The sequence below is a fragment of the Solibacillus isronensis genome (assembly GCF_900168685.1).
Classification (GTDB): Bacteria; Bacillota; Bacilli; order Bacillales_A; family Planococcaceae; genus Solibacillus; species Solibacillus isronensis_A.
The window spans coordinates 87,896-112,522 of record NZ_FVZN01000009.1; the positions used below are offsets into that span (position 1 = coordinate 87,896).

The 24,627-nt window shown below is 37.1% G+C and carries 22 protein-coding genes; 6 read left to right on the plus strand and 16 right to left on the minus strand.

Going from position 1 to position 24,627, the window contains the following annotated elements; all coding sequences use genetic code 11:
• Window positions 1-7: 7 nt before the first annotated feature.
• Together B5473_RS02680 and mqo are read right to left on the minus strand one after the other, a co-directional pair.
• Window positions 8-487: a methylated-DNA--[protein]-cysteine S-methyltransferase gene (locus tag B5473_RS02680; RefSeq protein WP_079523534.1), complete on the minus strand. Its 480-nt coding sequence runs from the start codon at window positions 485-487 to the stop codon at window positions 8-10.
• Between the two features lie 101 nt (window positions 488-588).
• Window positions 589-2,073 carry a malate dehydrogenase (quinone) gene (gene mqo / locus B5473_RS02685; protein ID WP_079523535.1) on the minus strand — a complete coding sequence of 495 codons (1,485 nt, stop codon included), beginning with the start codon at window positions 2,071-2,073 and terminating at the stop codon, window positions 589-591.
• Between the two features lie 523 nt (window positions 2,074-2,596).
• On the opposite strand from mqo, the gene B5473_RS02690 reads away from it, so the two are divergent.
• On the plus strand, window positions 2,597-3,445 hold the full coding sequence (locus B5473_RS02690; protein WP_079523536.1) for a DegV family protein: 849 nt from the start codon (window positions 2,597-2,599) through the stop codon (window positions 3,443-3,445).
• A 40-nt stretch (window positions 3,446-3,485) separates the two neighbouring features.
• On the opposite strand, the gene B5473_RS02695 is transcribed toward B5473_RS02690, so the two are convergent.
• A complete protein-coding gene (locus B5473_RS02695; RefSeq protein ID WP_079523537.1) occupies window positions 3,486-3,743 on the minus strand; it encodes a hypothetical protein in 258 nt (85 codons plus the stop codon).
• Window positions 3,744-3,843: 100 nt separating this feature from the next.
• On the opposite strand from B5473_RS02695, the gene B5473_RS02700 reads away from it, so the two are divergent.
• On the plus strand, window positions 3,844-4,596 hold the full coding sequence (locus tag B5473_RS02700) for a DUF2268 domain-containing protein (RefSeq protein WP_079523538.1): 753 nt from the start codon (window positions 3,844-3,846) through the stop codon (window positions 4,594-4,596).
• Window positions 4,597-4,621: 25 nt separating this feature from the next.
• On the opposite strand, the gene B5473_RS02705 is transcribed toward B5473_RS02700, so the two are convergent.
• The 8 genes from B5473_RS02705 to B5473_RS02740 all read right to left on the minus strand — a co-directional run bounded on the left by B5473_RS02705 (window position 4,622) and on the right by B5473_RS02740 (window position 11,766).
• Window positions 4,622-5,263 carry a peptidylprolyl isomerase gene (locus B5473_RS02705; protein WP_079523539.1) on the minus strand — a complete coding sequence of 214 codons (642 nt, stop codon included), beginning with the start codon at window positions 5,261-5,263 and terminating at the stop codon, window positions 4,622-4,624.
• A 167-nt stretch (window positions 5,264-5,430) separates the two neighbouring features.
• Window positions 5,431-6,570: a zinc-dependent alcohol dehydrogenase gene (locus B5473_RS02710; protein WP_079523540.1), complete on the minus strand. Its 1,140-nt coding sequence runs from the start codon at window positions 6,568-6,570 to the stop codon at window positions 5,431-5,433.
• Between the two features lie 163 nt (window positions 6,571-6,733).
• The gene (locus tag B5473_RS02715) at window positions 6,734-7,276 is read right to left on the minus strand and encodes an isoprenylcysteine carboxyl methyltransferase family protein (protein WP_079523541.1); all 543 of its coding nucleotides are present in this window, start codon (window positions 7,274-7,276) and stop codon (window positions 6,734-6,736) included.
• 1 nt (window position 7,277) lies between these two features.
• Complete coding sequence (locus B5473_RS02720; protein ID WP_176142005.1) at window positions 7,278-8,360, minus strand: type III polyketide synthase; 1,083 nt, start codon at window positions 8,358-8,360, stop codon at window positions 7,278-7,280.
• Window positions 8,361-8,533: 173 nt separating this feature from the next.
• On the minus strand, window positions 8,534-8,872 hold the full coding sequence (locus tag B5473_RS02725; RefSeq protein WP_413079666.1) for a CotD family spore coat protein: 339 nt from the start codon (window positions 8,870-8,872) through the stop codon (window positions 8,534-8,536).
• 163 nt (window positions 8,873-9,035) lie between these two features.
• Window positions 9,036-9,779 carry an HAD family hydrolase gene (locus B5473_RS02730; protein ID WP_079523543.1) on the minus strand — a complete coding sequence of 248 codons (744 nt, stop codon included), beginning with the start codon at window positions 9,777-9,779 and terminating at the stop codon, window positions 9,036-9,038.
• Window positions 9,745-10,953, minus strand: coding sequence for a glycosyltransferase (locus B5473_RS02735; RefSeq protein ID WP_079523544.1), 1,209 nt, complete (start codon window positions 10,951-10,953; stop codon window positions 9,745-9,747). Before B5473_RS02735 ends, B5473_RS02730 begins: the two co-directional genes overlap by 35 nt.
• 390 nt (window positions 10,954-11,343) lie before the next feature.
• A complete protein-coding gene (locus tag B5473_RS02740) occupies window positions 11,344-11,766 on the minus strand; it encodes an organic hydroperoxide resistance protein (RefSeq protein WP_079523545.1) in 423 nt (140 codons plus the stop codon).
• Between the two features lie 344 nt (window positions 11,767-12,110).
• On the opposite strand from B5473_RS02740, the gene B5473_RS02745 reads away from it, so the two are divergent.
• The gene (locus B5473_RS02745; protein WP_079523546.1) at window positions 12,111-12,698 is read left to right on the plus strand and encodes a hypothetical protein; all 588 of its coding nucleotides are present in this window, start codon (window positions 12,111-12,113) and stop codon (window positions 12,696-12,698) included.
• Between the two features lie 144 nt (window positions 12,699-12,842).
• Here the strand turns inward: B5473_RS02745 and B5473_RS02750 are convergent, their stop codons facing one another.
• Window positions 12,843-13,067, minus strand: a complete 225-nt coding sequence (locus tag B5473_RS02750; RefSeq protein ID WP_079523547.1) for a hypothetical protein — start codon at window positions 13,065-13,067, stop codon at window positions 12,843-12,845.
• Window positions 13,068-13,418: 351 nt separating this feature from the next.
• On the opposite strand from B5473_RS02750, the gene B5473_RS02755 reads away from it, so the two are divergent.
• Window positions 13,419-17,288 (plus strand): S8 family serine peptidase, encoded by a 3,870-nt coding sequence (locus B5473_RS02755; protein ID WP_079523548.1) that lies wholly within the window; start codon window positions 13,419-13,421, stop codon window positions 17,286-17,288.
• A gap of 116 nt (window positions 17,289-17,404) precedes the next feature.
• Here B5473_RS02755 and B5473_RS02760 read toward each other — a convergent pair whose 3' ends face one another.
• The 3 genes from B5473_RS02760 to B5473_RS02775 form a co-directional block, all read right to left on the minus strand.
• Window positions 17,405-18,673 carry an OFA family MFS transporter gene (locus B5473_RS02760; RefSeq protein ID WP_079523549.1) on the minus strand — a complete coding sequence of 423 codons (1,269 nt, stop codon included), beginning with the start codon at window positions 18,671-18,673 and terminating at the stop codon, window positions 17,405-17,407.
• 321 nt (window positions 18,674-18,994) lie between these two features.
• Window positions 18,995-20,257 (minus strand): group II intron reverse transcriptase/maturase, encoded by a 1,263-nt coding sequence (gene ltrA, locus B5473_RS02765; RefSeq protein WP_079523550.1) that lies wholly within the window; start codon window positions 20,255-20,257, stop codon window positions 18,995-18,997.
• Window positions 20,258-20,893: 636 nt separating this feature from the next.
• Window positions 20,894-21,637, minus strand: coding sequence for a DUF4230 domain-containing protein (locus B5473_RS02775; RefSeq protein ID WP_079523552.1), 744 nt, complete (start codon window positions 21,635-21,637; stop codon window positions 20,894-20,896).
• 228 nt (window positions 21,638-21,865) lie between these two features.
• Between B5473_RS02775 and B5473_RS02780 the strand changes: the two genes are divergently transcribed.
• Window positions 21,866-22,519 carry a TVP38/TMEM64 family protein gene (locus B5473_RS02780; protein WP_079523553.1) on the plus strand — a complete coding sequence of 218 codons (654 nt, stop codon included), beginning with the start codon at window positions 21,866-21,868 and terminating at the stop codon, window positions 22,517-22,519.
• Window positions 22,520-22,628: 109 nt separating this feature from the next.
• On the opposite strand, the gene B5473_RS02785 is transcribed toward B5473_RS02780, so the two are convergent.
• The gene (locus B5473_RS02785) at window positions 22,629-23,219 is read right to left on the minus strand and encodes a TetR/AcrR family transcriptional regulator (RefSeq protein WP_079523554.1); all 591 of its coding nucleotides are present in this window, start codon (window positions 23,217-23,219) and stop codon (window positions 22,629-22,631) included.
• Between the two features lie 130 nt (window positions 23,220-23,349).
• Here B5473_RS02785 and B5473_RS02790 point away from each other — a divergent pair, with 130 nt between their 5' ends.
• A complete protein-coding gene (locus B5473_RS02790) occupies window positions 23,350-24,498 on the plus strand; it encodes a YhgE/Pip domain-containing protein (RefSeq protein ID WP_079523555.1) in 1,149 nt (382 codons plus the stop codon).
• Window positions 24,499-24,627: the final 129 nt, after the last annotated feature.

Below are 24,627 nucleotides of genomic sequence, written 5' to 3' on the forward strand. Positions count from 1 at the left end.
GATAACGTTAATCTAAATTGAAGCTATACTTAAGCTCATGTTCAAGCAGCCACTGTTTTCTCCATAAACCGCCTGCATATCCTGTAAGTTTCCCGTTTTGACCGATTACCCGGTGGCACGGGACGATAATACTTATGACATTTTTGCTGTTTGTCATCCCAACTGCGCGGACCGCCTTTTCATTTTCAATTTGTTGGGCAATCTCTTTATAGGAAGCGGTTTTTCCATAAGGAACGGTTGTAAGTGCTTGCCATACCGATGTTTGAAACATCGTTCCCTCTAATTTATAAAGTACCGAAAAATTTTTGCGTTGGCCTTTAAAATATTCATCCAGTTCTATGCTGCAGTCTAATAAATGCTGAGGGGTATCATTAGTGGGGAAGTTAAGAATTTCTTCTCGCTCTGCAAATAATACCGATGCTATAAAATGTTCGGTTCCTGCTATTTCAATTATACCTATTGGTGAAGCATAATCTAATTTATACATCGTAATCCTTCCTCCCTTCTCCAAATTTACTATAGCGTAATTTCTTTATTAAAAAAAGAACCTTTAATCCGACAATGATTAAAGGTTCTTTCTATTAACAATTATGCTTTGTTTAAACCTAAAGCTTTCGTTGTTGTTTCATGTACTTCTTTAAGAAGTTCAGTATTTTCAACTAAGTTTTCACCGTAAGATGGAATCATTTCCTTAATCTTAGGTTCCCAAGCTTTCATTTCTTCTGGGAAGCATTGGTTGATTACTTTTAACATAACAGATACAGCTGTAGAAGCACCTGGAGATGCACCTAGTAACGCTGCAATAGAACCGTCATGTGCAGTTACAACTTCAGTACCGAATTGTAAAGTACCTTTACCAGCGTCTGTGTCTTTAATTACTTGAACACGTTGACCTGCAACACTGATTTCCCAGTCTTCTGACTTAGCAGTAGGAATGAATGAACGTAATTCTTCCATGCGTGCTTCTTTTGAAAGAACTAATTGAGAAACTAAATATTTACTCAATGACATTTCTTTCACACCACAAGCAAGTAGTGTTAATAAGTTATGTGGTTTGATTGATGCAAATAAATCCATATTTGAACCTGTTTTTAAGAACTTCGGAGAGAAGCCTGCAAATGGTCCGAATAATAATGATTTTTTACCATCGATATAACGAGTATCTAAGTGCGGTACTGACATCGGTGGCGCACCAACCGCTGCTTTACCATATACTTTCGCATGGTGTTGGTTAACTACTTCTTCATTGTTACAAACTAAGAATAAACCAGAGATCGGGAATCCACCGATATGTTTTGATTCAGGGATACCAGATTTTTGTAGTAACTCAAGGCTACCACCACCAGCTCCAAGAAATACAAACTTCGCAGTGTGGTATTCAACTTTACTGTTTTCTTTGTTATGAACTTTTACTTCCCAAGAACCATCTTTTAAACGTTTAACATCTAAAACATTATGGTTGTAGTTTACATCCACATCTTGCTTTTGTAAGTTCGAGATTAATGTACGAGTTAACGCCCCAAAGTTAACATCCGTACCAGAATCGATTTTTGTTGCAGCAATAGGTTCACTTGAAGTACGTTCATTCATAATTAAAGGAATCCATTGTTTTAGTGTTTCAGGATCATCCGAGAATTCCATACCTTCGAATAATGGATTCGCTGTCATTGCTGCATGACGCTTTTTAAGATATTCGACATTGCCAGCGCCTTGAACCATACTCATATGCGGTAGAGGCATAATGAATTCTTCCGGTTTCTCGATTTGCTTTGTGTTAACTAAGTGTGTCCAAAATTGTAGTGAATCTTGGAATTGTGTGTTAACGTTAATCGCTTTAGTAATATCGATTGTTCCGTCTTTTTTCTCGCTTGTGTAGTTAAGCTCACATAAAGCGGCATGCCCAGTTCCGGCATTGTTTAATTCGTGAGAGCTTTCTTCACCAGCTTTAGCTAAGTTCTCAAATACTTTGATTTTCCAATCCGGTGCTAATTCTTTAAGCATTGTACCTAAAGTAGCACTCATGATTCCGGCACCAATTAAGATAACGTCTGATTTGATATGCTTGTTACTCATTTTTACCTTCCCTTACATATATATTAAGATTTTTAGAATAATGTAAGCGCTCTATTCTATTATCGACAACCCTATATAGGAGACGATTCCATTGATTCTATATCATTTATTACCTTATTGTAGTGTAACACAATTGTGAAAAGATTAAAATATATACAAACTGGACCATTGCAAGCAAGTGAAAAGGTTGTCTTTTGCGAGAAAAGACGAAACATTTGTGAGCATATTTTGTAGAACCTTAAAATCATTTATTTATGTTTTCTTTATTTTCTAACAACTTTTTTCTGACTATTTTGTCTATTTTAAGTTATGCTACAATGAAAAGCGTATACATTTCATTAAATGGAATTTCTATTAATATCAACTTGAAATATCGGCATTATTTTGTAAGAATAGTAGGCACCGCTCTTTGCATAAATTATATAATAAGTACAGTTATCATAAGAAATACATGACAAATGTAAATAGTTCATAATTTAAATTAAAACTAAAATCATATCTGAGTGAGATAAGGGGGATGTTTATGAAAATTTATACGGATAGTGGTTCTGACTTACCGAAATCATTTTTTGATAATGAAGAAGTACATCTTTTTCCGTTACGCGTATTAGTGAGAGGTGTTGAGTATGATGATATTATTGGCATCACAACAGACCAAGTATACGCGGCAATTGCTGAAGGTGAGCAACTTAAAACATCACAAGTTTCATTAGAAGTATTTATTAACGCTTTTGAGGAATTAGCAAAATCCGGTGAAGAAGGAGTTTATATTGCCTTTTCATCAGAACTGTCTGGTACATGCCAAACCGCAATTTTGGCGAGAAACCAAGTATTGGAAAGTTACCCAGACTTGAAATTAGAAATTATTGATACGAAATGTGCTTCATATGGTCAAGGTTTAGTAGTAAAAGAAGCAGTACGTTTAAATAAATTTGGTATTGAGTTTAATGAAGCCGTTGAAAAACTAACAACAATGGCCAATTCAATGGAACATCTATTTACAGTAGGCGATTTAAACCACTTAGCAAAAGGCGGCCGTGTTTCAAAAGCGAGTGCCTTTATGGGTGGATTACTTAATATTAAGCCTATTTTAAATATGGATGATGGCAAGCTTGTACCAATAGAAAAAACACGCGGATTCAAAAAAGCGATTAATCGCATGACTGAACTTATGAAAGAGCGTGGCGGTGACTTCACGAATAAGATTGTTGGTATTTCTCATAGTAACGATGAGGAACTAATGCATGAAGTGAAAGTTGCTATTGAAGAAAAGATTCAGCCTCAAGCAATTGAAACAACAACAATCGGTGCGGTGATCGGTGCACATGTCGGTCGAGGAACAATCGCTATTTTCTTTACAAATGATAAATAAAATAAAGGCTGGCACATTTTTTGTGACAGCCTTTTTATTTTTACCAGAAAAAAATTGATGCTAGTGCAATACCTGTAATTGCTCCTAATGCAATTCCATAGCCAAAACCTGGTGCTCCATATCCTCCACCAAATCCCCAGAACCCAATTCCATAACCCGCTCTATCAGGCATAATCCAAACCATACGATTGTCTACTTTCGTAATTCTTCCAACGTGGACATTTCCTTTATTATCATTTATTCTCACACGTTTCCCGTGATATTTGCAGCACAAATCATATGTCTCTTGATGACTCATAAATTCCCCTCCTTTCTGTAAGTCTTTCTACTATATGTTCAAGCTTTTTGCACATACGAGCGCATCGTCTAGTTCATATACTAAGAAAAAGGAGAAAATCATGCCTATTCTTGATACAAAAATATTGTTTGAAAAAACGGAACATCGTGAGCTGGCAGCCTATCCAATCATCCAATCCATTTTCCCGCGATTTCCACCTGAAGCCGTTCAATTTGAACTTTTACAACAAGGATTGCTACAACATGAGGAACTTCGCTTAACATTGGATGTATGGCAAATATCAAAAAGACTATTAGAGGAGTTAATACGGTTATGGGAGGGACCTGATATACCTGTTGCCATTTTGCCGATAAAAAACGGGTTTGTAAAAAATGGTGTTGCCTACCCTTATGGTATTTGTTTGTATGTATCCCCTCGCGTCACAATAAAAGAACTTCATGCGCTGTTTACCCATGAATATCATCATATTTGCAGGCGCAGATTTTTAATGGAACCCCCTACATTACTGGATTCATTGCTTATGGAAGGACTGGCCGAGCATGCGGTGGAAAGCTTATATGGAGAATATGCATTAAGTTCTTGGACGAAACGGTATTCCTTAGAGGAAGTATTAAGCTATTGGGAGACGCATTTCACTCAAGCATTGCATGTGCCAGGATTACACGAACATCAAGCGTTTTTATTCGGGGACTCAGCATTAAATTTACCCCCTTGGATCGGGTATTGTACCGGGTACCGACTGGTTGAAGCCTTTTTACAAAAGAAAGGTCCTTATGATGTTAAACAACTGCTGTCCATGCCATCACTTTATTTATTAGAAGGGACAGGATGGAAAAAGGGAGTAACCGAATAATTAGTTACGGTTACTCCCTTACATATTATTTTTGAACGACTGGTTCCGGATAATCGAAGCCTTTCGCGTCTACTTCAACTGTTTTCATCTTTTGATCTTCCAGTGGTTTATCATTGTTCCCGCGATCAGCAGCCACAATCTCATCGACTGTTTCCATACCTTCAGTTACTTTACCGAATGCTGCATAGTCACCATCCAAATGTGTTGCTTGCTCCGTCATTATAAAGAATTGGGAACCTGCCGAATCCGGATCTTGGGAACGAGCCATCGAAATTACACCGCGCTCATGTGTTAATGTATTATCAAATCCGTTTGATGTAAATTCTCCTTTAATTGCATAATCAGGTCCACCCATACCTGTACCATCCGGATCTCCACCTTGGATCATGAAACCGGGAATAACACGGTGGAAAATTAGTCCATCATAAAACCCATCTTCCACAAGAGAGATAAAATTGGCCACTGTATTAGGGGCAGTTTTTGGCTCTAGCTCAATAACGATTTTTTTATCATTTTCCATTGTAATTGTAACGATTGGATTTTCGGTTACTTCCTCAGCATAATTTGCATTACTTTCCTGCTCTTCATTTTTCGCCGTTTCCTTACCGCATGCAGCTAAAATAGCGATTAGCACTGTAAATAAAACGATTTGATAAAACTTCTTCACTCAAATTCATCTCCTTTTCCAACATAATTCCATCATACTACGGAAGTATAAATAAGAGCATCAATTGAAAGCAGGATTTTCAATAAAAAACACCTAATTCATTGCAGCTGCAACGTTTTAGGTGTTGTAGAGAACGTTATTATTTAAATTCCCCAGGAAAGTAAATACTATGGTTTTAATATAAATTTAATACTTTGATCTTCATGATCATGGAATTTCTTATATGCTTCACTTGCTTCAGATAGCGGTACTTTATGGGTAATGATTTCTGTTGGATCAATCTTACCTTCAGCAACCATCTCATAAAGCATTGGGCTATAATGAATCGCCGGTGCTTGTCCAGTTTTCACGGTTACATTACGCTCGAAAATATTGCCTAATGGGAACATATTGTATTTTGAACCATACACACCTGTTAGCTGGATTGTACCAAATTTCCTAACCGCCTTAATTCCAACATCAATGGCACTCAGTGTTCCACCTTGAAGTTTCAGCTTTTGCTGTGCTTTTTCTACAAGAGACATTTTCCCGTCCATACCTACACAGTCAATAACCACATCGGCTCCTCCATGTGTAAGCTCATGAAGATGATTTCCTACATCATCAAAATCATCAAAGTTAAATATTTCAACTTTGTTTGTACGTTTTGCATGTTCTAAACGATAGTTTAAAGGATCTACTACCATTACACGCTTCGCACCTTTCATCCACGCGAATTTCTGTACCATTAATCCGATTGGTCCTGAACCTAACACAATAACCGTATCGCCCTTTTTAACACCCGAATGTTCCACACTCCAATAGGCAGTCGGCAATACATCGGAGATAAACAGTAATGCCTCATCTTCTAGTTCACAGTTGTCAGGTACTTTAAATGGTATGAAGTTCCCGTACGGTACACGCAAATATTCTGCCTGGCCTCCCGGGAAGTTACCGTAACGCTCTGTATATCCAAAATATGCACCTGAATCAATTGCCGGATTTTCGTTGGCATTGTCACATTGACTTTCTAATTGATTTTGACAGTAGAAACATTCACCGCAAGCAACGTTAAAAGGAATAACAACGCGGTCTCCTTTTTTAACCTTTGTTACTTCTGGCCCTACTTCTTCTACAATCCCCATAGGCTCATGTCCAATTACAAAATCCTCTCGTGCTGGAACAGCTCCGCGATAAATATGGAGATCCGATCCGCAAATGGCCGTTGAGGTAATACGTACAATAATGTCATCTGGCTTTTCAATTTTTGCATCCGGAACTTCTTTTACTTCTACTTTTTTGGCACCTTGATACGTTACTGCTTTCAAAAAGACCCCTCCTGGTGGATATAGTATTAGAATTAAACTTCGGTGAAGTGTCATTCTGTAACTTATATACCCCCCAGACAAAAAAATATACATAAAACCAACTATCACTTAGCCAATCGACGGACAAAAAAACACTAACCCTCTATAAGATTAGTGCTCTATATTACGGCTGTTTAACATTATTTCGTTCCAAATAAGCTGTATAGTCTGTCCCTTCTTTCAGCGCTTTTTCCTCCATCGGAATGCGAATAGAAAGGATAATGAAATTTAAAATGGTGAAGCAAATAGCTGTAAAGTATGCCTGAAACATTAGAGGCAATACGGCAATTTCTAAACATACAACTAAATAGTTTGGGTGGCGGATAAAAGAATACGGCCCCTTTGCTACTACATTTGCTCCAGGTAAAATAATAATTTTCGTATTCCAGAAAGATCCTAATGAAACTAGACACCATACCCTTAACATCTGCAACAATAAAAATAAAACGAGCCATATATAATGCGGTGTAAATTGTTCACTGAAAAATACTACTTCAATAAGTAGGCTTACAAAAAAGCTCGTATGCAATAATATCATGAATGGATAATGGGAAGCACCTACTTCATATGCTCCTTTAGCAAGCATTAATTTTTCATTTCTTTTTGCTACAACCAGCTCTACTAATCTTTGAATAATTACAAAAGCTAGTACAATATAAAAAACCAGCTTACTCCCTCCATTCCAATAATACTACTTCTCCGCTAAAACCAGGCCCTAACGCAACTAATAGACCTAAAGTATCCGCTCTTTTTTCATTTAACATAAACTGTTCCAAAACATACAGAACTGTCGGAGAAGACATATTTCCATTTTTTTGCAATATTTCACGTGAAACATCTGTATGTTCCGTTGTTAAATTTAATGTTTCCTCATAAGCTTGTAATACTTTTTTTCCACCAGGATGTGCTACAAAATTCTCAATTTGCTCAGGTGAAACATCATGCTTACTTAAAAATTCGTGAATAAACGGTCCAAGCCATTTTGAAATAATGACCGGAATGCTCTTCGAAAATACAACATGCAAACCACTATTCTTTACATCCCAGCCCATAACATCTTCAGAATCAGGCATCCACTTTGAACCGCGCCCCTTAATATAAGGTATTGGTATATTTTGCTCTAGCTCAACATTATCGCCGCATACAAGGGCACAAGCAGCTCCATCAGCAAATAATGAAGTGCCTACAAGATTGCTCTTAGAATAATCATCTTTTTGGAATGTAAGACTGCATAGCTCAACACAAACGACAAGTACCTTTGCGTTAGGGTGTGCTTTGCAATAATCATACGCCCTACTAATACCTGCCGCTCCCCCTGCACAGCCTAGCCCCCATATCGGTATTCTAACTAGTTCATTGGAAAAGGGAAGAATATTCATTACTCGAGCATCAATGCTTGGCGTTGAAATGCCTGTACTACTAATAAAAATGATGGCATCTATATCTTCGGTAGATAGATCCTGTTGTAAAAAGGAACGGTTTGTTAAACACTTTTTTATGACTTCAACACTATATTCGGTAGCCAGTTTTATATACAGTTCATTGCGTTCTTCAAATGTATGTTCTTCACGATACCATTCAGGTGAAACACATAAATTACGTGTCTTTATTTCACCATTCTCAAAAACTTTTAGTAACCGTTCTAACTTTGGAATTTTATGTTGGAAAAGCTCTTTCGTCAATTGCTCAATGTTCCTCTGAGCTAATGTGAAAGGCGGTGTATGAGTACTTACTGAAGCTATTTTTGGAATAGTAATTTCTCCTTATATGAATTATTTTCTTTCAATGTATTGATAAAATCGTAAAAATATACAGAAATAGATGGAAATTTTGAGGGCTTGTCCATGAATAATAGCACTATCCATTAACTGGACGGTGCTATTATCTGTTTTATTAACTTTAGCCACAACAATCGAAGACTGACTTACCAGCCTCTTCGTTTTGAACAACCACAGCCGCCATTCGGTCTAAACGGTGTTCCACACATCGTATTTGTTTCGAAACATTCATTCACAACTGATTGTGTATGAGGGAAATAGTGTTGGTTGTTAATATAATGTTGGTTGACCGTTGTTAAATGTGATGGATGAACATGAGGCACCACCGTATTTGATACATTTCTTTGAACATATTGTCTCGTTGGTGAAATTTGCGGTGATGCATATTGAGTTGGTCCTGTTTGCGTTGGCAATTGCTGTGCATTATTGAAAAACGATTGACCTCTTTCATCATTAAATGAATTAAACCAGTTTCTATTAACCAATTTTATCCTCCTTCCTTCATCTTGATGTATCTCTACTAACTTATGAGAGGAATTCGGAATAACCTATTTACTTGCCTATTGTTAAGAAACAAATTTTAAAGAAAATGCAGTTATCTATAAAAATAGTGAAGTAAAGTCAGGAAAGTAATTGTCTAGTAAAAACCTATTGAATCTTTTGTGATAGTGGCGTGTAAATTTTTTCCCATATTTCTTTTACACCGGCTGAAGCATGCCCTTTTGCATAATGGATATGCTCATTTTCCGATAATGCCAATATGGCGTCACATGCGTTTCCAACTGCAATCGCAGGATACCCGAGATTGAAAAGACTGAGATCATTTTCAGAATCTCCTGCTACAACAACCTCCCCATCATACTGACACTTATTAAGTACATATTTCAGAGCAGCACCTTTATTAATATTTGCAGGGAGAATATCTACATCTCTTTCACTGCTGAAAATAAGATCAACTGCTAAATTATGTTGCTTGATCGCTTGCTTAAGTATTTGAACTTGCATTTTACTCGCAAAATAAGCCAATCGCCAAGGTGTATCTATTGGCTGTCTGGCAATGTCAATGGATTTTGCGATCGCATTTACCTGTTCAAAGTCTTCCTGCTTAATGTTACCTGCCCATTCCTGATCAAGCTCATATGAGGGACCAAGGTAAATCGAAGCTCCAACATCACATATTAAAATGTCCGGTTTCGGCAGTTGTTCACGTTCGATTAAATCAATCGCGGACTGTCTATATCTTCCTGTAATATATATAAGAGATGTGTTTTCAAGTGCCAGCGTTTCCCACAATTCAGTATGCGGAACCTTATCACTAACAATCGTATTATCTAAATCTGTTGCTAAAACACGAGGTTTAAGGTAAGGAAATGTAAGCATTTTTTCGTTCATACAGCTCCTTTACTTTGCGGGAAATAAGAGACCAGTTAAATTCTTTTATCGCATATTGTTTTGCATCACGACGCATTTTTAATAGTTTAGGCGAGCTCTTTAAGAAATACGCCATGCTATCGCTTAGTTTTTGCACATTCGCTTTAGGTATATGAAGGCCTGTCACTCCGGATTTAACGACATCTTTTAGTCCACCTACGTGTGTCGCAATTACCGGACAACCACAAGCCTGCGCTTCTGCAGCTACCATACCAAACGATTCATAATGTGATGGCATAATAGTTGCTAATGCACCTGAATAAAGTCTCTTTAACTGTTTTTCGTTTTTGGGGCCTAGGAATAACACTCGATCTTCCATTCCTTTGATTGCTTCCTTTAGCGGTTCGCTTTTTGGGCGATAGTTCTTTATATCGACCGATTCCGGACAGCCACCTGCAATTAGCAGCTTCACGTTATCAGGGACTTCATGCATGTCCAGCATATTTCTGAATCCTTTTAAAAGATCAAAAATCCCTTTTGACGTTTCTAAACGCCCGGCATAAAAATAGTACGGAAATGCAAACTTCTCCTCTTCTTCAGAAGACGCCAGATACACTGGTGAAACTCCTACCGGCACAACGGATACAGCACTTTTTTTCTTTGTAAAAACTTCAATCTGCTGCTTTTCATTTGGAGTAGTAGCAATAACTATATCCGCTTGTTCCATAATCAGTTTTTCAAAGTGCTTACGTTTATTTTCTATAAAGCCTGTACCTTGCTCTTTTGCAATTGCAAGGGAGTGATTCGTATGACACCAGTAAAATGAATATTCTTTCTGCAGATTATATGCAAGTACTCCTGACAACCAGTAATGAGTATGAACAACATCATAGCTGCTAATATCCAGTGCTTCTGTCATTTCTTCGTATAATCGAGGAAGTAAAGTAAACATTTGCCGCTTATCAACAAATCCTTTATGTCCACCTGCAAAGCGGTAAACTTTACTACGCTCACCCAACTGTTCAACAGCCGGCTTTTGTTCGTCGCTCCAATGTGTAACAATATCAACACTGTAACCAAGTCCGTCAAGCTGCAGGGCTAAATGTTTTACATAGTTGTTTTGTCCACCTGCTTGTTTACTTCCAAGCGGAATTAAAGGGTCGCCATGATCAGAAATAAATAATATCTTTCTCAAATGAAATCTCATCCTTTCGTTCTTAAGCAGCGAATCATAGCTGTAAAACTTTACTGCTGTCTTGCTGATTTTTAATGAAATGATGGTAACTTTTCATAAATTACTCTTCATTAGCTAGGTAGATTTTATAACTTCTCAAAGCTGTCATTTATTCTTGATAGATTCAAACACCCTCACACTACCTAGCAAACAATAGAAGAGGGCATTGTATTTTACGGTCTAATAAAAAATAATAATTTTTTAACTCGATTGATACGTTCCCGTAGTGGGCAGCAACTAAACAAAATATTCTAAAAAATATTATAAATAAAACTTTGTTATTATATTAAATAAGTAAAAATGGTAAAAAGTACTTATAAATTCATTTTCTCTTAAGTCAGGGCAGCTTGTTTAAATAACTTCAAGCGTAACTTCAATATTGCCTCTTGTTGCTTTTGAATAAGGGCATACTTCGTGCGCTTTATGCACTAGCTCTTCCAGCTGTTCACGCTCTATATCTGTCCCTTTTACCTGTAGCACAACACCAAGCTTAAACCCTTGATCTTGTTCATCTTTTAATAAGCTCACATTGGCTGTTACTTCAGATGTGAATTTAACCCGGGCTTTACTAGCTGTTAATTGTAGAGCACTATCAAAACAAGCAGCATACCCTGAAGCAAATAATTGCTCTGGATTTGTTGCATTTTCAATTTTTTTCGCTCGAGGTGTACCTGGCATTGCAGTTTCAAATTGAATTACCCCATCATCCGACTGTACCTTCCCTTCACGTCCTCCCGAAGCAGTTGCAATAGCAGTAAATAATTTTTCAGACATTACACTTCCACACCTTTCAATTTTAGATACAACATATCCTTACCCGTTTTTTCCTTTTTTCAAAAGTGTTTTATGTTAATTAATTGTTAAATTCATTATTAGAGAGCAATAAATTATTCATTTAATAGTTTTTATAGGTCAATATATTTGATGGGTAGAGCTGATTGGAAGCTGAGGCTGTCAGGCTGAAGTTGTTTATATTTACTATTTAAGTATATTATTTTTTTCGTAAAACCAGCTTTAAGGAATGCAATGTAATTCTAGATAATAGAGCGATTGCTTATGTTTTGAATTGTTGATGAGGGGTATCAACTTACAAGTATTCGTTGGGAGGGGATAGTAATATGTTTGGCATATCCGATCTCATTTCATTAGTCATTTCTGCATTTATTATCTTGCCTGCTGTCGTATTTCTTAGGGAGATGGGTTATGTAATTGTCAGCAAGCTGTTCGGAGTAATCGAACCAAGAGTAACGATTGGATCTGGACGCAGAATTTTTAAGTTTGGTATGTTCGATATCCGCAGATACTACCATTTTTATAGCTGGTTTTCGTATGACAAATTAAAGCATGAAAATAAATTTGCCTATATTAGTATTTATTCCGGACCAATTTTAATTAATCTTGTATTCGGTCTTACTATCAATTTTCTAATTGCTAACGGGATAATTGAAGAATATAAAACATTTTGGGATCGCTTTGTTTTTTATGCATTTTATTATGTATTATTCGATGCTGTTCCGATGACCACATTTAGTGGAAAACCGAATAATGGAATGATAATTTATAAAATGATTCGCTACGGACAACGGATTGATTCATCAAAGGAACATATCCTGCCTTCCACATCGGAAGTGGAGAAAGAATACCAGGAATACATGAAGGAGGTTGAAGAAACGGAGGTAGAGATAAAGAAACAAAATCATGACTGAAGCATTAGCTGCTTAATGGTCGATCCAATTGATAAATGATTCAACCGTTCTATTTGCACTTTATAAAATACTTCCAATTAAAAAAGAACCAAGGCCTAAGCCTCAGTTCTTACCTCAATGTGCTGAATAGATGTCAAATATAAATTAGTTCCAGGCAGTTCGTTCACTTTCAGGCTCGTTCATGCCTGTTTTATTTCTTTTGGCGGGAACATTGTTTTCTTTTGCTGGAGCTGCATTAAAAATAAAATCAAGTTCTGATAAAAACTCTTCCTGCTGGGAATTTTTACGATTTTGATTTACTTCTAGCTTATTCGCACTTTGCTTCCCTTTTACTTTTGCATTGTTGCGTTTAAAATCCATATTTGACATAGCCATCCTCCATTGATTTTTTATTTGAAAAGTATAAAAGTCTTTTCAACTTTAAACTTTCCATTAAAAAGTTTAACCACAATTAACTCCTTTTATTAAAGATATATACAATCTCATTTCCCTTATTAGTGAGTTAGGCCCTCCAATTTACTTATTCTCATAAGAAAGTTCTACTATTTTATTAAATTATTAGGAAGATAGATTTAACCTATTTCTTACAAACTGATACTATTTATCAATCTTTTGGAAAAAATAGAAATTTCGATATTCGGATAAATTCCATTGTGATAAATTGGTAATACCGCATTAAACTGAATAGTGCGAAAATTTAATACAAAGGGGAAATGAGAATTGAAAAAGTTTAAGTTTACGAGATTCTTTAGCAGTATTCTAGCTTTTGTTATGGTGCTCTCTTTATTAGTTCCATTCTCGAATGCAAGTGCTGAAGAATCAAAACCATTCAAGCAGGATGGGCAAAGTGAGAGCATCATAGAACTAAAAGCAGCGATCGCTGAACAGCTTAGCTTATCTAAAGATGGGCCAACCCTTCATGAAAGCCTGCAAAATATTTCAGGCAATCAAGAGGTTGCAGTCATCGTTCATTTATCAGAAAAACCGGTAGCATTAGAGCAAGGAATCAGCCAAGTCAAAGGCAAAAAGTTTTCTAATGCCCGTGCAAATGAAGTACGCTCAAATGTAAAAGCACAACAGGCAAAAGTAAAAAAAGAATTAACTGCCAAACAAGTGCAAATGACACAAGGATACACTTTTGATACGGTACTAAACGGATTTGCCGCAACAATTAAAGCGAATGACATTCCAAAACTGCTTTCAGTAGAGGGAATCACTTTAATTGAACCGGATGCAACGGTATACGCAGCAGAAGAGATTACAACAAAATCAACAAAATCAAAAAAACCGTCAAAACTTATCAAAGATGGGCAATTGGAAGCCCAAATGAATACAAGTATTTCTTTCCTTGGTATTGAAAAACTTTGGAATGAAGGAATTGAAGGACAAGGGATAAAAGTGGCAGTGCTTGATACAGGTATTGATGCAGACCACCCTGAATTTGCCGACATCTACAAAGGCGGAAAGAACTTTATTCCTAACTCTTCAACTTACACTAAACCACGTGCAGATGACGATGCATCGGAAACATTACCATCAGAGCGTCCAGCAGGAACACCTGAATTCAATGCAAACGGAAGCTCGTTCTATACTTCTCACGGTACCCATGTTGCCGGAACAATTGCGGCAATTGGTGCTAACGAATTCGGCATTAAAGGGATTGCACCAAAAGTAGACCTATATGCTTACCGCGTTCTTGGAGCATACGGAAGCGGTGCGACATCAGGTATTGTTAAAGCAATTGAAACAGCTGTTTTAGAAGATATGGATGTTATTAACCTTTCACTTGGCGGTGGTGCTAACACTGAAACGGATTCAGGATCATTTGCGATCAATAACGCTATGATGGCTGGAACAATCGGTGTTGTTGCAACAGGTAACTCAGGTCCAAACCGTGGAACAATGGGCACACCTGCAACTGCTCGCTTAGGGATTGCAGTCGGTAACACAACAAATCCAGAAACAATGTATAACGGGGAAGTTAATATTACAGTAGGTGACTACAACTTTACAAAACAGCTTCTTTTAATGGGAACAACTTTTGGTAAAAACTTATCAACACAGCTTCAAGGTGAGTTTAATTTAGTCGCGATTCCTGGAAACGGGGAAGCAAAAGATTTTGAAGGAATTGATGTTGAAGGTAAAGTCGCATTAATTTCCCGCGGTAATATTGCATTTGTTGATAAAATTGCAAATGCTAAAGCAAACGGCGCAGTGGCTACAATTATCCATAACTTTGCCGGCGGAACAAATGCACCGGACATTTCTGGCACATTCCTTGGTGACTCTTTTGATTTCCTGCCAACATTCGATATGTCAGTAACAGACGGCAATGCAATTCGCGCTGCGTTGGCAAGTGGTACAGGTAAAGTAAGCTTCGGCAAGTTTGCTTCAACTACGACAACTGGAGATGATGTAAATTCTTCTAGTTCACGTGGACCTTCTACACCGAACTTTGATATTAAACCTGACGTAACAGCGCCTGGCACAAACATTATGTCAACGATTCCTATGTATAAATCGGACTTCCCTGATGCGGTTTACGATGAAGCATATGATCGTAAAACAGGAACATCTATGGCTACACCACATATTGCTGGTATCGCAGCATTAGTAAAACAGGCAAATCCGGATTGGGATGCGTTCGATGTAAAAGTAGCCCTTTCGAATACAGCAAAAGTATTGGATACAGCAAAATATGATGTGTTCTCTCAAGGTGCTGGACGCGTAAATGCTTATGCGGCAGCCCACCCGGAAATTCTAGCTTATGCACTTGATACGGCAGTTTTAGACGGCAATGGTGAAATTGTAGAAAACAAAAAAGGGACAGTTACTTTTGGTCCTCAATCATTGAAAGACGGAAATATTTCTGTAACGAAACAAGTATTAGTAAAAGACATTAAAGGAAACGGCGGTAATTACAACGTATCCGTAGATGTAACTAAAACATTTGGCGATGCAGCTGTTACAGTGGATCAGCCATCATTTACTTTAGCTGGTGAGCAGATGCTAAACATTACATTAACTGCTTCACAGGCTGTGGCACCAAGCGGCTCTGAGATTTTAGGTTTCATCCACATTAACGGTGGATCTACGGAAGCTTCATTGCCATTCGCAGCTGATTTCAGCAGCGTGGCGGCGACAACTGAAATTAAAGATTTCAGCATCACAGAAACTGATCTGTCATTTAACGGTGATGGTATTAAAGACTCAGGTGTCCTTTCATTCACATTAACTGGCGATGTTACAACGAACTATATCGAGCTTTGGGATATTATGAATCCTGAAGGCGGAGAATATGGGGACGGCTACATCGGTTATCTGCATGCTGGTACTTCATTAGGAAAAGGTTCTTATACGCTGAATGTTGGCGGACAATATAAACCATGGAGCGATGAACCGGCAACTACGATTCCGGATGGACTATATACAATCGACTTTACTGGTCTTGCAGCTACAGGAGTAGTTTCAGATTATGTAGGACCGATTGTTGTAAAAACGACAAAACCGGAAATTACAGGTTCAGAGGCTGAAGGTATTGTTTCAGGACAAGTAACAGATAAGTATATCGACTACAATGAAGAGCTGTATTTATACGGTTTAGACTACAATTTAAATGATAAATTAAAAGCTTCATATGTTGCGACTGTTAACGGCGAAGTACAAGCTCCAGTTACATTCGAATTAAATCAGGACGGCAGCTTCACATTCCCGGTAACAGCTGAAACAAATGCTGTAACAGTAGTTATTACAGATGCTGCTGGTAATGTTGGCGAAGCGATTATCTTTGAAAAAGAAGTTTTAGAACCTGTTGTAACTCTTTCTGTAAATCCTACTGTGCTAGACCTAACAGCTGGAGAAACTGCACAGCTTGCGGTAACAGAAACAACGACACCTGCTAAAGGTGATGCAACAGAAGAAGACGTAACTTCAAAAGCTACGTATGTTGTAGCAGATGAAAATGTTGCTACAGTTGTAAATGGTTTAGTAACTGCAGTAGCAGAAGGCACAACGACAATTACTGTTTCACATGGCGAAAATGAAGCAACAGTAACTGTTACAGTTAAAGCCCCTGTAGTGGAAGAACCAGTTGTAACTCTTGAAATCGACCAAGCTCAAGTTGAAACGAGAATCGGTAAAGAAGTTACAGTTAAAATTACTGAAGTAACAACTTTAAACGGTGAAACAACAGAGAAAGATGTTACAAACCTTGCAAATTACCAAGTAGAAAACGATAAGATTGCTACTGTAAAAGCAGGCACTGTAAAAGGAAAAGGCCAAGGTACTACTTCTGTTACAGTAACCTATGGTGATCATACCCTTATGTTTGATGTTAACGTTGTAAAGCCTGGCAATGGCAATGGTAACGGTAATGGTAACGGTAACGGTAACGGCAACGGCAACGGCAACGGCAACGGCAACGGCAACGGCAACGGCAACGGTAACGGCAACGGTAACGGCAACGGCAACGGTAACGGCAACGGCAACGGTAACGGCAACGGCAACGGCAACGGTAACGGCAACGGTAACGGCAACGGTAATGGAAAAGGTCCTAAAAATAACAATGAAGTTACAGAATATGAAATTTAATTAATATTTTAGCTAGTATTGCTAAGTTTAAGACTTCTTCCCGGATGGAGCTTAAACTTAGCTTTTTTTATCCTTAAGAAAAAGGGTGCCTTTTGATCAAAGCACCCTTTCATGATTTATCCTATTACTATTTCTTTTTTCTTATTAAATTCTTCATTTTCCAAGTTCACTTTCTCAGGTTTCACAACGAATATACTAATTAAAGTCGCAATGGTGAACAAAGCGGCAATTACGTACAGTACCATGTCATAAGATTGTGTCTTTTCAAGAATAATTGCACTTAGCTGATTGCCCGTCAAACCTGCAAATGCCCAGGCAGATAAAGCTAAACCGTGCACAGTTGAAATACTATCGATACCAAATCGGTCTGATAATAGCGGCGGTAAAGATGAGAATCCTCCACCGTAACCTGCATTTACAATACAAAGTAAAGCAATGATAAGGATCGCCATAGAATTATTTATCCCATCAAATACAACGGTACATAAAATAATGCTAATAGAAGAAATAAAAATAATTTTATAGATGGAGTTACGATCTTTTAAACGATCCCCCCATGCAGAAAATGCAATTCGTCCACCTGCATTGAAAATGGCTGTAAGCGAACTAACTAAACCAATCGCGCCAAATCCAATGAAGGCTAAAATACCTTTTTCTTGTGAGATTAACGCTAAACCACATGTAATATTAATATAGAACATTAGCCAAATACCGATAAACGTCTTATTCGTCAATACTTTTCTATAACTGAAGCTATGCATTTCAACACTTTCTTCTTCATGTCCAGCCGGTTTCTTTAAAATTAAATGCCCGACAACCATCATTACTAAATAAATTGCCGCTAAAATATAAAACATTGTAAAGATATTTGTAGGATCTACTAAAATCCCTTCACTATTTCGATTACCGAGTAACTTTTCCATTAATGGACTTGCAATAACTTTTGCTAAGCCGAAGCCGGCAACAGCAAGACCCGTTGCCAATCCCTTTTGTTCTTTAAACCAGAGCATCAGTGTTTTTACAGGTGTTAAATAGCCAATTCCAAGTCCAATCCCCATAACAACTCCATAAGAAATATAAATACCGATCAATGATTTTTGATAAATAAAGAAACCTGTTGCTGCCATCCCTACAACAAAAAATATCGCCGCAAGTAAGGATGATTTATGAATATCTTTTTCAACAAACTTCCCTCCAAAAGCCGCAGACATACCAAGAACAAAAATAGCTATACTGAATGCCCATTCCACTTCACTGACAGGTTTTCCGATATAAGAGGCAATATCCCCCTTAAACAACGACCAGCAATAAACAGTACCAATACTACAGTGAATCAATAAAGCTGGAATGACCGCACGCATCCACTTGTTTTCAAACTTCCCCACTTTAAAACTCCTCATTATTCATTTAACCTAAAACGCGAACTTTAATTAAAAATAAATAAATATAGTTCGTATATTACCTATATAATTATTAATAATTAGTAGTTTATAGATTAAATATTTTATTTTCACGAACATTAATAAAGTGATTATATAATAATATTCATAATAAATGAATAATAATTTTAATATAATTTTTTTATTTATAGACAAGTTTCATAAGTTATTCAATTACTCTTTACGTGTGCAAATCGAGTAGGAGGGAGTGATTAACTCCCGACCTCTCACACCACCGTACGTACGGTTCCGTATACGGCGGTTCAATTAAGATAAATGACGCAAAGTTTCATAACGAACTTGCAGACTTTTCAGCCCTTGGCTTTCCCAAAAGGAATTGCCGAGGGTTCTGTGTAATATGGGGCTTTTTGAAATGCGCCAGTACCCTTTTCGGGTATTTCCCCACTCGTATGCTTTCCCATAAGGTACTTTTAGACGAATGAGATTTCTGACCCTTGTTCGAGGCTTCTTCCAGTTCTTCCATAAACACATACGTAATCTCCGTTTAATCCATCCATCTAATGCTTTAAATATCGAATGAGTATCCGCCAAAGCGAAGTATCCGCACCAGCCTATTAGGTATTGATTCAACTTTTTGATTCTGTGTTCCATAGAATAGGGTATCTTTCTTGAGGTAATTTCTCGTACCTTGTTCTTCATTCGTACGAGACTTGATTTCGCAATGCGAACCTTGGGTTCTTTATGATTAGTAAAACTGAATCCTAAGAATTTACGATTCCATGGACGATCTACCGCTGATTTCTTTTCATTTACTTTCAAACGAAGTTTTCCTTCGATAAATCGCTGTACACTTGCCATTACCCGTATTCCTGCCCGTTCTGTTTTTACATAAATATTGCAGTCATCTGCGTATCGAACGAATTTATGTCCACGTGTCTCTAATTCTTTATCAAGTTCATCTAAGACTACATTAGAAAGTAAAGGACTTAAAGGACCGCCTTGAGGTGCACCTTCTTCTGTACTTGAAATCACTCCATTAATCATGACACCCGCTTGGAGGTATTTGCGAATAAGTTTTAATAACAGTTTATCTGAAATTCGTTTCGCTAATGTCGCCATTAGGCGGTCATGGTTGACCTTATCAAAGAACTTCTCTAAATCCATATCAATTACCCATCGATACCCCTCACTCAAGTAGCCTTTTGCTTTTCTAACCGCATCATGGGCACTCCGATTTGGACGGAATCCATAGCTGTGGTCAGAAAATGTTTTGTCATATTCCTTTGATAAAATCTGCGAGATGGCTTGTTGAATCAAACGGTCTGTAACGGTTGGGATTCCTAATAGTCGCACGCCACCGTCCGATTTCGGGATTTCGACTCGACGTACTGGCTGCGGTTCATAGGTCCCATTCAAAATCTGCGATTTAATGTTATCCCAATTTTCGCGAATGTGCTGTCGTAAGGTTTTTACGGGCATCATGTCTACTCCATGGCTTCCTTTATTCGCTTCTACTCGCTTTAAAGCTTGTATCATGTTTTGTCGTTCCAGGATTTGATTCAACATCATCATTTCGTTCCTTTCCGTGAATAGCTGTTCTTCTTTTGCCCAAATAGACTACACCCTCCGCAAATACCCTCGTGGAATTCACCACTACTTTCTAAGCGTGAGGTTTCTAATGTTTTCTGTGTTCATTCATCCAAGTTGGAAAGCCAAGGGCTATTCTCTCTTAATTGTTCAGTCCTTCCAAGTAATTCTAGACTCACTTGTACTACGACCTCTGCTGACTTCTGACAGTTCAGCTACTTGTCACCAAGTAGGTTATGAAGGGTACTTCACATTTCTGCCAGACCTCCCCGGGTAAGCGCATGCACTTTCACACCATCTATCCGCCTCATTTACTCGATATGACCTTTGACAGAAGGGACTTTATCTTGTTATGCAGATTCATCCAATCATACCTAGCCTTATATGAGATTCGTGTTCCTCGGACCGGCGTTTTGCCTCCAGCTTCCTTCAGATTCCGTGTCACCACGGACACCCTTGCTCTTGGCTAACCTCTACTTCTGTCTTCGGGGTTCGGGACTTGCACCCTATAGTTCATGCGCATGCCGGGCGCACATAAAAAAACAGCCTAATTAGAGTAATTAGACTGTTTTGAAGCAGCGATATATATCGGCTTATTTGAACGGATAAAATTAAAACCTATTTAAATGTTATTTTCACACTATAGCCTAGATTTCTGTAAAAATCTGCGAGAACTTTCTCAGCACTTTTTTCTGCTGATTCCAACAGACCTATTTCAATGGCCTCATCTTTGATTTTTTCCTGCGCTTCCCCTACCAGGTCAAATCCTTCATTCCATTTCACTTCACCACGGAATAATCCTTCATCTGAGAAAGTTTTGACATCTTCCATCTGAATGGCAGGGTCCTGTATAAGTGTTGCTCGTGGCAGGGTGATCTCTAACTCTTTGTCATCTTCATTGACTTTAATATCATCCGATGTTACTTCTTTAAGATTAACACCTGCAATGACTGTAGCAGGAACTATTAATAATAACTCTCTTTTTGTACCTGGTAAATTAAACGAAATATCATTTCCAAACAGTTTATTATCCTCTTGCTCAATGATTACTTTCAAATGGGCTTCAGCCGTTGCAAGCGTTGCTAATTCCTGGACCTGTTCTACAAATACTGTACTTTCTTTTTTAAATGTATTGCCGAAAAATAACCAAGTTCCCCCGAATGTGATAAGGATAAGAAGCAATGCAATGAACAAAATCTTAAATCCCCAAAATTTAAATATAACCTTAAATATTGCTCCGGAAATATTGGCATTTCCACTGCGCTGTCCTATAACCGCGGTGGCAGCACTTTCTTCCTCACCCTTTTTCAATTCCTTCAATACTTGTTCAATTTGTGATAATGCTTCATCTTTTTTATTCATATCGTTCCCCCTCCCTTTATATTGTTGAGGAAAATTAAATTATAAGTTCCATATTTATACTTAAACATCATATCAAATTATAAAGTCTTATTAATATTAAAAAAGACAATTACGAAATATATCGGGGAATGTGTAATCCTTTTTCATATTTTTCAAATCTTGTTAATAGCAATTTTCCTTAAATACATTTAAACTATCGAATGGAATTATATTAAGAGAGGTTACAATATGAAAAAACAATCGTTGTTTATACGAGGGACTCTATTTGCAGCAATTTTAACAGGTTTATTCTTTATACTTTATAAAAGCGGGATTTCTATTTCCGATCTGTCACCCCAGCTTATTTTAGAGCTTGCCCATAACAATCTAACTATCGTTATTTTAATAATGATATTATTAATGTTCCTGCAAAATTTATTTACATTTATCCCGTTAATTTTAGTCATCACGATTAATATTGCATTGTTTGGGTTTTGGCGTGGTTATTTTTTTAGTACATTCAGCAGTGTTATTGGAAGTACATCAATTTTCCTTTCCATTCGCTACTTTTTCGCTAATTTATTTACTTCAGAAAAACTGAAAAAATATGAGCAGCAACTCAATAAAAATGGCTTTCTATTTGTTCTGTCAGGACGTATTTTGCCATTTCTTCCTACGAATTTAATTAATATCGTATCCGGCTTAAGCAAAATGAAAATATCGTATTTTATCTCAGCTACAACAATAGGAAATATGATTTATGGGCTTGTATTAGCCTCTATTTCTTATGGAATTGTCTCTGTCTCACAGCAATATAGACAACTATTTTATGTAATTATTGCAATTGCAGCCATTATCGTTGCGGTCCGGTTTATTAAAAAGCAACGTACAAGCAGTATTTAAAAAAGAAGGTATTACACCTTCTTTTTTATTTTGTTTATTAGCCTCTATTTCAGCTGTACAGTATGGCTCGTCTGAACCGTATGACCAGACCATACCGTCTGTACGGATACTAAGTATTCTTCCTTTGAATAAAAGAGATAATATCAATATATAATGCCGTCATCTCTTCAGGTGTCTTGTCTAAATTATTTTGAACCCATTGTTCAATCAATCCTAAAAAAGCAGATGTGATAAAAGCTAAAAAGTATTCCATTGGAACATTTAAATTTGCATTAAAGCTTTCATTCCCCTCCAAGTTTACACGCACTTTTTCTGAAAAGGCTGCTCTAAACCTAAGATGAAAACCCGCTCTTCCATGTTCACTTAAAAAGATTTTTAAAAGAGGTGCCTGCATTTTTATCGAATTAAATAATGTGGCAGCTAATTGTTCCTGTCCTTTTTCAAACGTATGTGTAGATGAATAATTCGATTGCAATTCATCAATATGATCCCCTAGCTCTTCAAATAGCTGTAATTCAATCTGATCCAGCAAATCAAACTTATCGATAAAGTGTAAATAAAACGTCCCACGATTAATCTTGGCTGTTTTCGCAATATCCCCTACTGTAATTGAATCGAAAGTTTTCTTTTCCAGCATCTTCATAAATGATTTTTGAATAAGCTCTTTTGTTCTTCGATTTTTTTCTGTATAAACACTCAAAAAAGCACCCTCTTTCATCAAAAATTGAACAATCTGTTTATTTTGTTGATTGCTTTGATTTCCCCTCAAATTATAAAATAAACGAGTAATAATAAACAACATGTTGAAATTTGAGAAAGGATGAAATTCATTGAGATTATTTAAAGAAAAATTAGCATGGGCTGCTCCTATTGCTGTTATATTAATTATTGCATTATTTTCGGTAAACTTATTCGCACAAGGAAATCCTCAAGTAAAAAATCTGCCGGTTGCTCTTATTGTTAACGATGAGGGGCAACACGTTGAAACTGTCCTCGATGCTGTTGAACAAATGAGTAAAGGTGGAGACGGTGCAGAACCGGTTATAGCATTTACAAATGAGAAAGAAGAAAATATTGAGTCACTTTTTGCAGATAAAAAGTATTATGCAGCACTTGTCATTCCTGAAGGCTACAGTGACACATTGCAAAATGCACTAACAAATAATCAGTCTGCCAAACTGAAAATATATATTAACCAAGGCTTTAATATGACAGGCGCAAACTTTGCAAAAGCTGCTTTAATCGGCTTTGTATCTGGAATGAATGACCAATATTCGGCAATTTTTTTAGCACAGCTTAGTACTGAAAAAATTGATGCAACACAAGCTTCCATTTTAATAAATCCAGTTGTTGCTGAAGAAAAAATATACAATCCTATTACAGCCTCTACTGCAAACGGTAGTGCTCCAACTTTATTGGCAGTACCTGCATGGGTTGGTGCATTAATCGGTGGATTCATTGTATTTTTAGCAACATCAGGCATCTTTAAGAAAGAACTGTTAACACGTAAACAAACATTAGGCCTAATTGGCGGGCAAGTTTTATTCGGCATTATTATTGCCTTATTCTCAGGCTTCACTGTTGCAACACTTGCACAAATTGCAGGGATTAATATGCCAAGCTACTTCCTAGTTGCTTTCTTTGTATCATTTGCGGCATTCTGCTTCTATTTATTAGTATCAGCAATTACCGCATGGATTGGGAAACCAGCTATTACATTATTTATGGTTGTCATGCTTTTAGGTATGGGTGTTCTCATGACACCACAGGAAATGCTTCCAAGTTTCTTCGTGAACTTTATTCGTCCTTGGGTACCAATTCGCTTTGCTTCTGAAGGTTTACGAGAAATTTTCTACTTCGGTAGCGGATTCTACACAGGCGCTTCCTTCAACACAATTTTAGGAATTGGTATTGCAGGTTTAGTAATTTTCTTACTTTCTATCTTCAAACCGGTAAAAGTAAAAAAACAACAGAACTAACACATAAAAAAACGTTATTTTGCATTCAGTGCAAAATAACGTTTTTTATTTAACTTCTTTTAGATAAGCCCGATATATATTTCAATATTTTAACTTTTTTAGTTTTATTGCGAAAAAAAGTCATCACCA